This is a genomic window from Massilia sp. HP4, from assembly GCF_005222695.1.
GTDB lineage: Bacteria > Pseudomonadota > Gammaproteobacteria > Burkholderiales > Burkholderiaceae_D > Telluria.
The window spans coordinates 14,740-27,263 of record NZ_STGG01000041.1; the positions used below are offsets into that span (position 1 = coordinate 14,740).

12 protein-coding genes are annotated in these 12,524 nt (G+C 65.3%); 7 read left to right on the forward strand and 5 right to left on the reverse strand.

Annotated elements, in window-relative coordinates; all coding sequences use genetic code 11:
• The first annotated feature begins 77 nt into the window (after positions 1-77).
• Genes E8M83_RS14105 through E8M83_RS14115 form a run of 3 tightly spaced genes read left to right on the forward strand, consistent with a single transcriptional unit; the run spans position 78 to position 1,335 of the window.
• A complete protein-coding gene (locus E8M83_RS14105) occupies positions 78-524 on the forward strand; it encodes a hypothetical protein (protein ID WP_137173982.1) in 447 nt (148 codons plus the stop codon).
• A 7-nt stretch (positions 525-531) separates the two neighbouring features.
• Positions 532-921: a hypothetical protein gene (locus tag E8M83_RS14110; RefSeq protein WP_137173983.1), complete on the forward strand. Its 390-nt coding sequence runs from the start codon at positions 532-534 to the stop codon at positions 919-921.
• A complete protein-coding gene (locus tag E8M83_RS14115; protein WP_137173984.1) occupies positions 922-1,335 on the forward strand; it encodes a hypothetical protein in 414 nt (137 codons plus the stop codon).
• 15 nt (positions 1,336-1,350) lie between these two features.
• Here E8M83_RS14115 and E8M83_RS14120 read toward each other — a convergent pair whose 3' ends face one another.
• From E8M83_RS14120 to E8M83_RS14130, 3 genes are all read right to left on the reverse strand, one after another.
• Positions 1,351-2,151 (reverse strand): LytTR family DNA-binding domain-containing protein, encoded by an 801-nt coding sequence (locus E8M83_RS14120; RefSeq protein ID WP_137173985.1) that lies wholly within the window; start codon positions 2,149-2,151, stop codon positions 1,351-1,353.
• The gene (locus tag E8M83_RS14125; RefSeq protein WP_170976807.1) at positions 2,148-3,257 is read right to left on the reverse strand and encodes a sensor histidine kinase; all 1,110 of its coding nucleotides are present in this window, start codon (positions 3,255-3,257) and stop codon (positions 2,148-2,150) included. Before E8M83_RS14125 ends, E8M83_RS14120 begins: the two co-directional genes overlap by 4 nt.
• 141 nt (positions 3,258-3,398) lie before the next feature.
• Positions 3,399-5,954 carry a TonB-dependent siderophore receptor gene (locus E8M83_RS14130; protein ID WP_137173987.1) on the reverse strand — a complete coding sequence of 852 codons (2,556 nt, stop codon included), beginning with the start codon at positions 5,952-5,954 and terminating at the stop codon, positions 3,399-3,401.
• Positions 5,955-6,337: 383 nt separating this feature from the next.
• Between E8M83_RS14130 and E8M83_RS14135 the strand changes: the two genes are divergently transcribed.
• Positions 6,338-7,813: a M28 family peptidase gene (locus tag E8M83_RS14135; protein ID WP_137173988.1), complete on the forward strand. Its 1,476-nt coding sequence runs from the start codon at positions 6,338-6,340 to the stop codon at positions 7,811-7,813.
• Positions 7,814-7,885: 72 nt separating this feature from the next.
• Positions 7,886-8,527 (forward strand): MOSC domain-containing protein, encoded by a 642-nt coding sequence (locus tag E8M83_RS14140; RefSeq protein ID WP_137173989.1) that lies wholly within the window; start codon positions 7,886-7,888, stop codon positions 8,525-8,527.
• On the opposite strand, the gene E8M83_RS14145 is transcribed toward E8M83_RS14140, so the two are convergent.
• Together E8M83_RS14145 and E8M83_RS14150 are read right to left on the reverse strand one after the other, a co-directional pair.
• Complete coding sequence (locus tag E8M83_RS14145) at positions 8,478-9,959, reverse strand: S41 family peptidase (protein WP_137173990.1); 1,482 nt, start codon at positions 9,957-9,959, stop codon at positions 8,478-8,480. The genes E8M83_RS14140 and E8M83_RS14145 overlap by 50 nt on opposite strands.
• Positions 9,960-10,076: 117 nt before the next feature.
• Positions 10,077-11,009, reverse strand: coding sequence for a DMT family transporter (locus tag E8M83_RS14150; protein ID WP_137173991.1), 933 nt, complete (start codon positions 11,007-11,009; stop codon positions 10,077-10,079).
• 97 nt (positions 11,010-11,106) lie between these two features.
• Between E8M83_RS14150 and E8M83_RS14155 the strand changes: the two genes are divergently transcribed.
• Together E8M83_RS14155 and E8M83_RS14160 are read left to right on the forward strand one after the other, a co-directional pair.
• Positions 11,107-11,994, forward strand: coding sequence for a LysR substrate-binding domain-containing protein (locus tag E8M83_RS14155; RefSeq protein WP_137173992.1), 888 nt, complete (start codon positions 11,107-11,109; stop codon positions 11,992-11,994).
• Between the two features lie 112 nt (positions 11,995-12,106).
• Complete coding sequence (locus E8M83_RS14160) at positions 12,107-12,496, forward strand: hypothetical protein (protein ID WP_137173993.1); 390 nt, start codon at positions 12,107-12,109, stop codon at positions 12,494-12,496.
• Positions 12,497-12,524: the final 28 nt, after the last annotated feature.

Here is a 12,524-nt window from a genome sequence, read left to right on the forward strand (position 1 = left end):
CAATTGAGCGACATTGAGACCTGAACGGAGACGTTCTCTCGACGGTTGACGATCAACAAGAAGGGACGAGGATCGCCATGGAATACTTATCGCTGGCGATCTCACCTTTCAGGTCTGAAATGAACACCAACTATTCCGAGCTGTATCAGCAGCTGAACACCAATGAAAAGACTTATCTTTCCTTATTCCCCGAGCAGGCGCCAGTGATCAGACCAACGATAGCAAAGGCAGTTGCCGAAACTAAGCGTCGCTTTTCGGGGAGCGGGCATAATACGCCGGCCGATGCATTTCGGCACTGTTTCTGGTCTGCGCTGTTATGCAAGGAGCTCGGCTACCGGATTGCACTCCGGTACACGACTGTTCATGAGGCGTATGACCGCAATCCACCTGCCGAGAAGGAGATGGACCTGCACAATAATGCTGTAGGCCTGAAGATTGGTCTCTCTCACGCCCCAGACCCAATATTGAGCGATAGGTCCATCGCCGCCCTGCGATCTGGCAGACTGAAGGTCCTCAAGCGTTGACCACGACATGCGAGCATTCTGCACTTTACTCCTGCTTACCTCGACCGCGACCGGATGCTGGTGGCAATCCGGTGAAGCCGACGTCGAACAACAGGCCGAAAAATTGGGGCGCGAGGAATTTACCGTTCACGAATGGAAAAATGCTTCTGAATTGGAGCGAGGCAAGATGACGGCATCCTTCCTCCGCAAATACAAAGCGACTGATTTGAGCAGGCAAGAGGTCGAAGCCTTGCTAGGGGACCCGACGGGCTACTACTACAGTGATACCAATCCGGCATACTTCGTTGGGCCGCGTACAGTAACAAGCGTACACGGCGACGGCTACCTATGGGTATTCGACGCTGACAAAAGTACTGACCGGATTCGCCGTGTGTTCTTCGTCCCCAACGTGAAGTAGATGCAAAACCGCGAAACGAATGTGAGAAGTCGCCGGGTTATCCTGCTGCTAGCGATCGTTGGGCTGTTGATTCTCGCGCACGACTGGTGGTACTCGGTCGAACGCCAGGCGCGCAAACTCGGATCTCGCCAATTCAGCGTGCAGGCGTGGGCACAAGCCTCCCAAATACAGCGCGGCGAGATGACGGCTTCGTTTCTCGAGCAATACGATCTCTCGGACTTCGATAGCAGAAAGAAAGTCGAGGCGTTGCTCGGATCTCAAACTGCCTATTTCGATTACGACTCGAATGTCGCGTATTTCGTCGGCCCGGATACCGTGCAGAGCATGTACGGCCCGGGCTATCTATTGGTATTCGAGGCCGACAAAGACGATGGGAAGATCGAGCGTGTCTTCTTCTTCCCGCGAGTGAAATAGCTGCACCGCCAGACACTACATCTGCCTGAACAAATGTGCATACACCGGACTGACCCGCGGCTTCTCCGGCCGTCCGCGCAGATTCAGCGTCAACTTGCCCAGCTCATCGCGTCCCGCGCTTGTCACGTACCCCATATTGACCACCATGCTGCGGCTGACCTGCCTGAACCGGTCAGGATCGAGTTGCGGCAGCAGATCCTTCAGCGGCACGCGGATCAGCGCCTCGCTGTCCGCCGTCGCCACGTTCACGTACTTGTCGACCGCCTGGAAGAACACCACGTCGGCCACCGGAATCATGCGCACCACATTGCCGACCGCCGCGCGCACGGTCGTCAGCCGCTCGGTCGCCTGCACCGACGGCAGCAGCGCCTGCAGCTGTCCCAGCAAGTGGCCTAGCGAATCCGCCCCAGGCAAGGAAGCCACCGGGGCACTGCGCGCATCCACCAGGGCCCGCAGGCGCTCGACCGTCCTGCCCAGCCGCCCCGCGCTCACCGGCTTGAGCACATAGTCGACCGCCGCCCGGTCGAAGGCCTCGACCGCATAATCGTCGAAGGCGGTCACGAACACGATGTGCGGGAACGGTGCTGGCCCTTCCCAGCGCTCGGCCAGTTCCTCGGCCGCTTCCAACCCGGTCTGGCCCGGCATGCGGATGTCGAGGAACAGGATGTCCGGACGCAGCGCCAGGCCCTGCTCCACCGCCACCAGCCCGTTCGGCGCCGTGGCCACGATCTCGAGTTCGGGCCACAAGCCCTGCAAGGTCTTGGCGAGGGTGGCGGCGAGGATCGGTTCGTCTTCAGCAATCAGGGCGCGGGTCATGCGGGGCTCTCCAGGGGAAGGGTCAATCGGGCCAGCGTGCCATGCGGCTCGGCCGGCAACAGGGTAATCGCGGCGCGCGCACCATACAAGGCCTCGAGCCGCTCGCGGGTGGTCGACACGCCCACGCCGCCACCGCGCGGACCGCGGGGACCGTGTACCTGCCCCAGTCCCAGCCCCGTGTCGCGCACCTCGACCTCGATGCTGGCGCCATCGGCGCTGGCCTCGATGACGATCGCGCCGCCATCGATCTTGGGCTCGAGGCCGTGCACGATCGCATTCTCGACCAGCGGCTGGAGCAGCATCGTGGGCAGGCGCGCCTTGCGCAGTTCGGGCGGCAGTTCGAGCCGATAGCGGAGGCGGTCGCCCATGCGCACTTTCATCAGCCCGAGATAGGCCTCCATCGCAGCGAATTCCTGCTCCAAGGTCGTGGTCTCGGAGCGCGACACGCTCAGGGTGGCGCGCAGGTACTGGATCAGTTGGTCGAGCATCTCGCTGGCACGATCCGGGTCGATCGCGATCAGGCCCTGCAGGTTGGCCAGCGTGTTGAACAGCATGTGCGGCTCGATCTGCGCCTGCATCAGGCGCAGCTGCGCTTGCAGCGCCTGGCGCTCGATGACCTCGGCGCGCAAACGCTCGGCGGCACGTTCTTCATTGGCACGCCGCATGTGCTCGCGATGCCGCACCAGCACCACCATCCCGGCCACCACGATCAAGGTCAAGACGATCATGCTCAACTGGTTCAGGGAGGGATACTGTGCCAGGGTCGGCACCTCGATGCCCAGGATCGCCCCGCTGATCTGCATGCCCCCGAAATGCGCGACCGGTGCAGTAACGATCACCAGCAGCGCGAACGGCGCCCACTCGCGCAGTCCCCAGTTGCTGCGGTCCCACAGCAGCAGACGGGCGCCGTTGACGATCACAAAAGCGATCGTCCCGATGATAATCGAGAACACCAGTTGCTCGAACAAGCTTTCCGGCCGGCCGATGATCAGTACGATAACGACCGCGATCAGCGCGCTGATGCCGATCGCGATCGGCGCATCCCTCAGCATGCGCCGCCAGCGCGAATGGGGTACGGCCGTGGACGGTTGGGCGGTGGACGACATGCAAACTCGCTTTTCTCGATGATGAGGAACGGGAGTCATTGTGCCCAGCACCGCAATGGCCCGCAAGCCAGGTGCGACGAAACGGGAAATGCGTGGCGCGAAGCGATCCCGGAATCGACCGGAACCGCTTCGCCTGACCGCTTAAAAGCGGTAATTGACCTTCACCGACGCCACGCGGCCGCGCGGATCGCCCTGGGTATAGTCGAAGAAGGCGGTCGACGAATCCCACGACGGACGCTTGTCGCCCAGGTTATGCACGATGAAGCTGACGGTCGCCGCCTCGGTCGCCCGGTACGCCAGGTTCAGGTCGAAGGTGCCGTAGGGCTTCACGCGCTCGCCCGCACGGGTGGTCTGGTCATAGCCGTCGACGTAGTTCCACACCAGGGTATTGGTCCAGTCCTGGATGTCCCAGGTCAGCCCGGTCACGCCACGCCATTTGGGGATCGAACCGAAGTAATTGTTGCCGGCGCCTTCGGTCAGCGGCAGGCCGACCGCCAGCGGCTGTTCGAACGAAAGCACCCGGCTCAGTTGCGCGTTCAGCGTGAGCTTGCCGTAGGCCGCCAGCGGCTGCACATGGCGCAAGTCGATGTCGAAGCCCGACACCGAGCGATTGCCCTGGTTGGCGTACTGGCGGTACAGGGTCAGGATGCGGCCCTGGGCGTCGCGCACGATCTTGTCCGGGCTGGTCGCTTCATTGGCGATGATGTTGTCGGCCGACTCGGTGCCGATTACGCCCTTGGTACGGATGCGATAGAAGTCCAGGCCCAGGCTGGTAAGGCTGTTCGGCGCGATCACGATGCCGAAGTTGGCATTCGTCGAGCGCTCCGGCGACAGGTCCGGGTTGGCGATCGTCAGGTTGGTGATGCCGCGTGCCTGGGTCGGCGAGATCGGATCGCGCGGATCGACCACGTTGCCGTAGCTGACCGAAGTCGAGTTGGTGATCTCGGGCAGCGACGGCGCCCGGAAGCCGCGCGACACCGTGCCGCGCACCAGCAGCCATGGCGCCGCCTGCCAGCGCACGCTGGCCTTGGGCGAGAAGGCGCTGCCGAAGTCGTCGTAATGGTCGCCGCGGCCGGCCAGGTTCAGATTCAAGCCCTGCAGCAGCGGCACGTTCAGTTCGGCGAACAGCGCCGCCACGTCGCGCGAGCCGTCGATGATATTGATCGCCGGGCGCAGTTCGGTGCCCGACAACACGGCGCTCGAGGTCTGCGAATCCATCTCTTCGCGGCGCCACTGGGCGCCGGCCGCGAAACCGAGCGCACCGGCCGGCAACTGGGCCAGTTCGCGGGTGGCGCTCAGGTCGACGGTGGTCAGCTTCGATTCGGCCGGCCGCAGGGTCGACAGGCGCAGGCGGTTGCGCACCTCCTCGCTGTTATTGGCCTGGTTGACGAAGTCGTAGCTGCCATCGGCCAGCACCTTCTCGAACTCGTAGCGGTTGACGAAATTCTGCACGGTTTCCTTCAACTCGCTGCCCGAATGACCGATCGAGGCATCGTATTCCCAGCCGCCGGCATAGCCCTTGACGCCGGTGAGCGCGCGGAAGAACTCGACGCGGCCCTGCTTCATGCGCGGACCCAGGTCGAACAGGGTGGCGTTGAACGGCAGCGGCGTGGCGCCCGGATTGTTCGGATGGCCGACCGGCAGCACGACATTGATATTGTCCAGCTGCTGGGTGGCGTCGTTCCATGCGCGCAGTCCCGTGCCGACCGTCAGCGGCGCGCTGAAGGTCTGGTCGGCGCGCGATCGCCCGTACAGCACCTCGGCATAGGCTTCATGGTCCTGGCCCAGCTTGACGGTGCCGCGCAGCGAGGCATGGGCGCGCTGGATGCCCGGGATCAGGGTCTTGTACTCGGCCGGGTTATACGCCAGCACGTTGCCGCTGCGACCGGGCGTGACCTGGCCGTAGGGTTGGACCGCCAGCGCACCGCCGGCGCCGCCGAGCCACTGGGTCGGATCGTTGTTGACATAGTTGGTCGGCACACAGGCCAGGGTACCGTTCGGGTTACCGCGGAAATCGCTGCCAGCCATCCAGCCAACCTGGTCCTGCTGCAGCTTGTCGCGCCACTGGGCGTCCGCCGAGAACACGATACTGTAGCCATCCTCGACCAGCGAACCGACGCCGGTCTGCAGGGTCACGCTCTTGTCGTCCTGGTCGGTGCCTTCTAGCGAGCGGCCGGCCTGGGCGCTGATCTCGGTGCCCTTAAACTCCTTGTACAGGATAATGTTGACCACGCCGGCCACCGCGTCCGAGCCGTAGACCGACGAGGCGCCGTCCTTGAGCACCTCGATGCGCTGCACCGCCGCCATCGGCAGGCTGTTCAGGTCGACGAAGACTTCCTGCAGGTTCTGGGCGGTGGCGTAGGGGCTGACGCGCTTGCCGTTTACCAGGATCAGCGTGTTCTTCTGGCCCAGGCCGCGCAGCGACAGGCCGGCGGTGCCGGCCGAGAAGCTGCCGGTGAACTGTTCGTTATAGCTGTTGCCGCTGTTGGCCGAGATCGAGCGGATCACGTCGGCGATGCTCGATTTGCCGGTGGCGGCAAGCTCCTTGGCCGAGATGACCTGCACCGCGCTGGCGCCTTCCTTCTGGGTGGTGCGGATGTTGGAGCCGGTGACGATGACTTTTTCGATGTCCTGGGCGGCGGCGTGTTGCGAGAATGCGGCGGCGAGCGCCACGACGATAGCGAGTGGTTTATGCATGGTGTTCCTGGTAGTGGTCTTGCTGCCGGCGGCGTTTGCGGCACCGCGGCAGGCATGCGCTCCCTGCCCCATCCGTGCAGGACGAGTGCGGGAGACGGCGGTATGGATCAGGCGATCAGTAGCGCCGCATTCGACAGCGCGGCCCGACCAGGCCCGGCAAGGATGCCGGGCGGGTGCGTGAAAGGCGGTGCTGCGAATCGGTCATGGCTGAATAATCGTTGAAATCCTGTGGAGACGCACTATAGCTGCCAAGAAAGCTATGCCAAACGAATAAATAACTACTAGCTTATGCAAATAGCCATGGAAACGCCGTACGTGCCATGCGATTGACCGCTTCTTGCCAACATGTCATATTGCAATTCTTTCCACCCAAAGAAGCCACCATGCGTCATATCGTCCCTGCCCTCGGCCTCAGCGTCAGCCTTGCCCTCGCCGGCTGCGCGGTCCAAGCCGACGCCTCGCGCGCCTCCGCCGCCGCCTCGCCCGACGCCGCGCTCACCGCGCGGATCTCGGCCGACTCGCTGCGCGGCCACTTGTCCTTCCTGTCGTCCGACCTGCTCGAAGGCCGCGGCACGCCGTCGCGCGGCGTCGACCTGGCCGCCGAATACATCGCGGCCCAGTTCCGTCGCGCCGGTCTCGAAGCGGCCGGCGACGATGGTTACTACCAGACCGCCAACTGGCAATACGCCAGGCGCGGCGAGAACGACATCACGCTCATGGTGACGGCGGGCGGCAAGACGATCGAGGTGCCGCTCGGCGGCGCCTCGGCCAACTTCGTCGATCCGGTCGCGCTCAAGAATACGCCGGCCGTGTTCATGCAGTGGCAGGCGGCGCTGGACGACAAGGGCGCGGCCGACGGCAAGGTGCTAGTGGTGCCGGCGGCGGCGGTTCCCGGCGCGGCCGCGGTACTGCAAGCGAAGCTGCAGAGCAAACCTGCGCTGATCGTGATGATCGACCGCGAGCGCCGCCATGGCCGCACCCAGGGCGGCTGGCTGATCGACCCGAGCCAGCCGGTGGCCAAGAACGGCCCGCCGGTCGTGCTGCTGCACGCGGCCGATGTCGCGGGCACGTTGGAAAAAGGCGGCGCGAGCGTGGCCGCCAGGGTGGTGGCGCCGACCGTGAGCCCAGTCAAGCTGCGCAATGTGATCGGCGTGCTGCGCGGCTCGGATCCGCAACTGAAGAGCACCTACGTCATGCTTAGCGCCCACTACGACCACCTGGGCATCCGCGATGGCGAGATCTTCAATGGCGCCAACGACGACGGCAGCGGCACGGTCTCGGTGATCGAGATCGCCGCCGCCATGGCGGCGCAGAAGGAGCGTCCGCGCCGCAGCATCGCCTTCGTCGCCCTGTTCGGCGAAGAACTGGGCCTGCTCGGCTCGCGCTACTATGCGAAGAACCCGGTGTTCCCATTGAAGGACACCGTGATGAACCTGAACCTGGAGCAGTTGGGCCGCACCGACGACAGCGAAGGCCCGCAAGTGGGCTCGGCGACCATGACGGGCTTCGACTATTCGACCGTGGGCACGACGCTGCAGCGCGCCAGCGAGCGCACCGGCATCCGCTTCTGGAAGCACCCGACCAATAGCGACCGCTATTTCGCGCGCAGCGACAACCAGGCGCTGGCCGATGCCGGCGTGCCGGCCCACACCCTGGCGGTCGCCTTCGGCTTCCCCGACTACCACGGCAAGGACGACACCTGGGACAAGATCGACTACGACAATATGGTGCGTGTGAACCGCATGATCGCCGTCGCCTTGCAGGACATCGCCAACGACCAGGCCAAGCCGGCATGGACCGACGTGCCGAATGCCGCCAAGTACCGCGAAGCGGCGCGCGCGCTGCACACTGCTCCTTGAGTTGAACGCCTGGTGATCGCCGCCCTGTCGATCCGCCCTCCCGGCGCGCCCGCGCCGGAGCGGGTCGACTGCATGCAGCTGATCGCGGGCAGCGGCGCCGACGGCGACCGCCATCTCGATCCGCTCTCCCCGCGCCAGCTGCTGCTCGCCTCCACCACCAGTTACGCGGCCCTCGACCTGCCGCCGCAGGCATTGCGCGAAAACCTGCTCCTCGACGACGACATCGACCGCCTGCCCTCCGGCACCGTGCTGCAGATCGGCGAGCACGCGCAGGTGCGCCTGATGTTCGCCTGCGAAGCCTGCGGGCGGCTCGACCTGCATGGCGCACGGCTGGCAACGAGGATCGGCGCCCGGCGTGGCATCCTGGCGCGCGTGGTCGAGGGCGGCGTCATACGCCCGGGCGATCCGGTGCGCGCTCTTGGCCAACGCTTCGCTTCCTGGCCGCACGACTGGCGCGTGCGCATCGCCCAGGTACTGGACGCCGTCCCGCCCGGCGCCGTGGTCGAATACGCCCAGCTCGCACGCCTGGCCGGCATCCAGTCCAGCTATTGCCGGGCCTTCCCGCGCCTGCTGCGCACGCTGGGGCCCGGCTACGCCGGGAAGGCCATCGCAGCACGCGCTGCCTGTCCAGGGCCGCGCTGGAACGGTGCGGGCCTGTTTGACGTCACGGACGCTTGGGCGTCAGCCCCTTCTCGCCCAGCACCTCGTCCCTGATCCAGGCCTTGACTGCCGCCGTGTCCACAATATTGCCGGTAAATAGCCGGTCGGGTCGGTGCGGGATATTGTCGCCGCGTTCGCGCCCGTCGCGTGTCACGACCGGCACGTCGATCACGCCATTCCCGCTGGGCAGCGGCGCAGCGAGGCTGGTTCCGGTGCGCGAATCGATCCCGGTCTCGACGCCGATCTGCTCGACACCGGGGAAGCGTTTCAATTCATCGACGAACACGATGCAGGCGCTGCTGCAGTTGTAATCGGTCAGCAGCAGCACCCTGGCTTTCACCGGATTGGCAGGACTCCCTTTCGGCAGCGGCACCGCGCGCGCATTTCTAGGCGAGACGAATACCGCCTGCCCCGATTCCAGCGCGCGCTGGTACTTTACATAGCCGGGATCGAACGGTGTGCCGTCGTCAGGCGGGACCAGCGCATCGATCTCGGTCTCGCTATCGCTCTTGAAATACGCAAGGATCTCGGGCGTGGCGCGGTACACATGCGCGATCCCGAGCCGCGAACGCGCGTGGACGTCGGCATAGTCCCTGCCATACAGCGCGCGCAGGAATCCCATGAACCACTCATAGGAGCCGCCCCCATTGCCGCGTACGTCGAGGACGATGACCGACTTGTCGCGCAAGCCCGGGGCCTGGGCGATCAACTCCTTGAAAGCCCTGCCTTCGGCCTGGGTCTGGGGCGCGAAGAAACCGAGCCGCACCCAGGCGCCGTCGGCCCCGAATGGCGTGACCTGTGCGGCCCGGTCGCGAAACACGGTCGCGGCGCTGCGGTCCGCCGCGAACTTGCTGGCCGCGACCGGCTGCCAGTCGAGCACCACGTCCCGCCCGCCGATGGTACAGCTGCGCGGCCGCACGATGAAGGGGCTGCCGCCATCGCGCAGCACCAGGGGCGCCGCCCAGTTCGCGGTCGATTCCAGGCCGGGGATGAGCTGTTCGTAGGTGGCGACCTGGCTTACCCAATCGGCCAGCGGCCTGCCGTCGCAGTGGGTGACCTCCTGGCCGGCCAGCGCACTGCCCTGGCTGGATACCGCGACGTAGCGCCCACCGCGGTAGACCAGCTGGAAACCGGGCCAGGCATAGGTCGCGGGCAGCAGCGAGAAATGCAGGCGCAGGTGCAGGTCTTGCATGGAACCGACGAAACGGCTCAGCGCATGGCGATAGCCGGCGTAGTTGCTGACACGCGCAACGTCGGCGTCGAACACGCGGCGCGCCGCAGCCCGCTGCGTCGCGAACGCCTGCCTGTCCGGATAGACCGCTGTGATCGACTGGCTTTCAATCCAGTGGGTGACGAAGTCCGCATCCGCTTGCGCCATCGCGGCCCAGGGATGCGCTGGCGGCGCCGCCGACGCAGTGCCGAGGTACAGGCAGCAGGCGGCAGCCAGCAGTCGACGCGCCAGCGTCAAGGAGGATGTGGTTCTCATGACTCTTTCTGTGCTGTTGGGGTAAATGCAGAGCAGCAAGAGTTGTATCACGTCCCCGATGCCGGAAACCGGCCCGCAGCGGTGCGGATTGTGCGTTTCAATGTTGCAAAAAGTGCGCTAGCTCGCCGACTTCGGCTTGAGCCGCGACACGCCCAGGATCACCAGCGCCAGTCCGCCCAGCTGGTAGACCGATAGCGGCTCTCCCAGCAGCAGCCAGGACGCGAACACGGTCAGCACCGGTCCCAGGTTGCCCACCGCCGCCGCCTGCGCCGTGCCCATGCGCTGGATTCCCAGCGCCAGCCAATAGATCGGCAATGCCGTCGACACCACGGCCATCAGGCCGCCATTGAGCCAGACCGCCGGCGGAAGGCCGGGCAAGGAAGCCGGATCGCCCGCCACCAGGTAATGCCCGAGCACGAACACGCAGGATGCGCCGCCGGCGAGTCCGGCCAGGCGCATCGAGCCGATCCGGGCCACCAGCGCGCCGGTGCCCAGGTAGTACAAGGCATAGGTGACGGCGCTGGCGAACACCCAGCTTGAACCGACCATCACGTCGCGGCTCCAGCCGGTGACCTGGAGGTCGTGCACAAAACCGATGCCAAGGCCCAGGTAGCAGATCGCCAGCGCCTGCAGCGTGCGCGGCGACGGCCGCTGGCGCGTCAGGCAGGCATGGAACAGCAGCACCAGGGTCGGGTACAGGAACAGGATCAGGCGCTCCAGCCCGGCCGTGATGGTTTCCAGGCCATAGAAATCGAACAGGCTGGACAGGTAGTAGCCGAGAAAGCCGAGGACGACGATATGGGCGCCATCCTTGCGCGACAAAGGCGCTGCATCGGGATCGCGCGCAGGCGAGGACAACCATGCCAGCCACAGGAACAGCGGCAGCGCGAATCCCATGCGCAGGGCCAGCAGGGTCAATGCGTCGACCGGCGCCGCCGCATACCCAAGCTTGACGAACACGGCCTTCATGCTGAAACCGGTCGCGGCCAGCACCGCGTACAGGCGGCCATCCTGCGACCAGCGCCGCAAACGTACTTGGGTGGGACTCATGTCGACGCTCGCATACCAAAGACCTTATTCTGACGCGAAACGATTCGCGCTAGAATGCGCCAATCCTGGACCAGGCCTTCGCGTTTCGAGAAACCTCATGCATATCGACCTTACCGATCTCCGCCTGCTGCTTGCGATTGCCGATGCCGGAAGCCTCAGCAAGGCCGCCGAACGCTTCCCGATCGCGCTATCGGCGGCCAGCAACCGCCTGCGCGGCTTCGAGGACGATTGCGGCCTCGTCGTCTTCACCCGCTCGGCCGGCGGCATGGCGCCGACGCCGGCCGGCCGCTTCATCCTGGAGCGCGCGGCGCGCGTGGTGAGCGAGGTCGAACAGCTGCGCGATACCGTGCGCGAACTGCGCGGTCCGCAACGCAGCGCGGTACGCCTGGCCGGCACCACGGTCGCGATCAGCACCTTCTTGCCCGCCTCGCTGGGCGTATTCCTGGCCGACTACCCCGAGGTCGACCTGCAGCTCGAGGAGCGCACCAGTCGCGACATCCTGCAGGCGGTGCGCAAGCGCGAGATCGAGATCGGCATCCTGGATGGCAATGTGGCGACCGGCGACGTCATTTCGCTGCCGTATCGGACCGACCGCCTGGTGCTGCTGGTGCCGAATGGCCATGCGCTGGCCGAACGCCCGGCCACGCGGATGCGCGACGCCTTCGAATTCTCCTTCGTCTGCCTGCCGGCCGAGCGGCCGATGCAGCATTTCATCGAGGCGCGCGCGGTCCAGAGTGGACGGCCGCTCAAGGTGCGGGTGCGGGCGCCCGGCTTCGGCGCCATCGCCCAGCTGGTGGCGCAGGATGCCGGCATCGCCATGCTGCCCGAGGCGGCTGCCAGCCGTTATGTCCGCGAGCTGCCGGTCAGCATCGTGGCACTGGACGACACCTGGGCCAACCGGGAACTTCGGGTGTGCTTCGCCGATCCGACTACGCTGACGCCGCACGCAGAGTTGTTGTTACGTTATCTAGCGCACAGCCGATGAGTAGCGGAAATGTTGTAATGCCCCTGTCGCGCACGATTGCGGTCGTGGCGTGAGTCAAAAAATTAGCAATAGGTGTAAGCTAAACGACAACATTTATTTTAAGGAGCACACCATGAAAACCACTATCGCCCTCTCCGCCATCATGCTGTCGGTCGCCGTGCTGGCTACCGGCTGCAACAAGAACGACAATATGGGCCCTGCGCAAGAAGCTGGCGCCGCTGTCGACAACGCCGGCCGTGCGGTCGCCGAAGAGACCCGTGAAGGCGTGGCTGCAGCCGACGCCGCCGCCGAGCGCGCAGGCGACCGTATCGATGCCGCTGGCGACCGCGCCGCAGCTGCTGCCGATCGCGCTGGCGACCGTATCGACAACGCCACCGCCGAAGTGCGCCAGGAGTCGCGTGAAGCCGCTGCTGAAGCCAAGGATGCTGCCAGCGACGCGACCGCCGCTGCCGGCCGCAGCGTCGAACGCGCCGGCGAAAAAATGCAGGACGCTTCGAAGTAATATGACTGCGCTTGCCCGCGAACTCGTG

Bases quoted from the DNA above. Each gene is read 5' to 3' on its own strand.
- E8M83_RS14105 (WP_137173982.1), top strand. From the start codon at position 78: ATGGAATACTTATCGCTGGCGATCTCACCTTTCAGGTCTGAAATGAAC.
- E8M83_RS14110 (WP_137173983.1), top strand. From the start codon at position 532: ATGCGAGCATTCTGCACTTTACTCCTGCTTACCTCGACCGCGACCGGA.
- E8M83_RS14115 (WP_137173984.1), top strand. From the start codon at position 922: ATGCAAAACCGCGAAACGAATGTGAGAAGTCGCCGGGTTATCCTGCTG.
- E8M83_RS14120 (WP_137173985.1), bottom strand. From the start codon at position 2,151: ATGACCCGCGCCCTGATTGCTGAAGACGAACCGATCCTCGCCGCCACC.
- E8M83_RS14125 (WP_170976807.1), bottom strand. From the start codon at position 3,257: ATGTCGTCCACCGCCCAACCGTCCACGGCCGTACCCCATTCGCGCTGG.
- E8M83_RS14130 (WP_137173987.1), bottom strand. From the start codon at position 5,954: ATGCATAAACCACTCGCTATCGTCGTGGCGCTCGCCGCCGCATTCTCG.
- E8M83_RS14135 (WP_137173988.1), top strand. From the start codon at position 6,338: ATGCGTCATATCGTCCCTGCCCTCGGCCTCAGCGTCAGCCTTGCCCTC.
- E8M83_RS14140 (WP_137173989.1), top strand. From the start codon at position 7,886: ATGCAGCTGATCGCGGGCAGCGGCGCCGACGGCGACCGCCATCTCGAT.
- E8M83_RS14145 (WP_137173990.1), bottom strand. From the start codon at position 9,959: ATGAGAACCACATCCTCCTTGACGCTGGCGCGTCGACTGCTGGCTGCC.
- E8M83_RS14150 (WP_137173991.1), bottom strand. From the start codon at position 11,009: ATGAGTCCCACCCAAGTACGTTTGCGGCGCTGGTCGCAGGATGGCCGC.
- E8M83_RS14155 (WP_137173992.1), top strand. From the start codon at position 11,107: ATGCATATCGACCTTACCGATCTCCGCCTGCTGCTTGCGATTGCCGAT.
- E8M83_RS14160 (WP_137173993.1), top strand. From the start codon at position 12,107: ATGAAAACCACTATCGCCCTCTCCGCCATCATGCTGTCGGTCGCCGTG.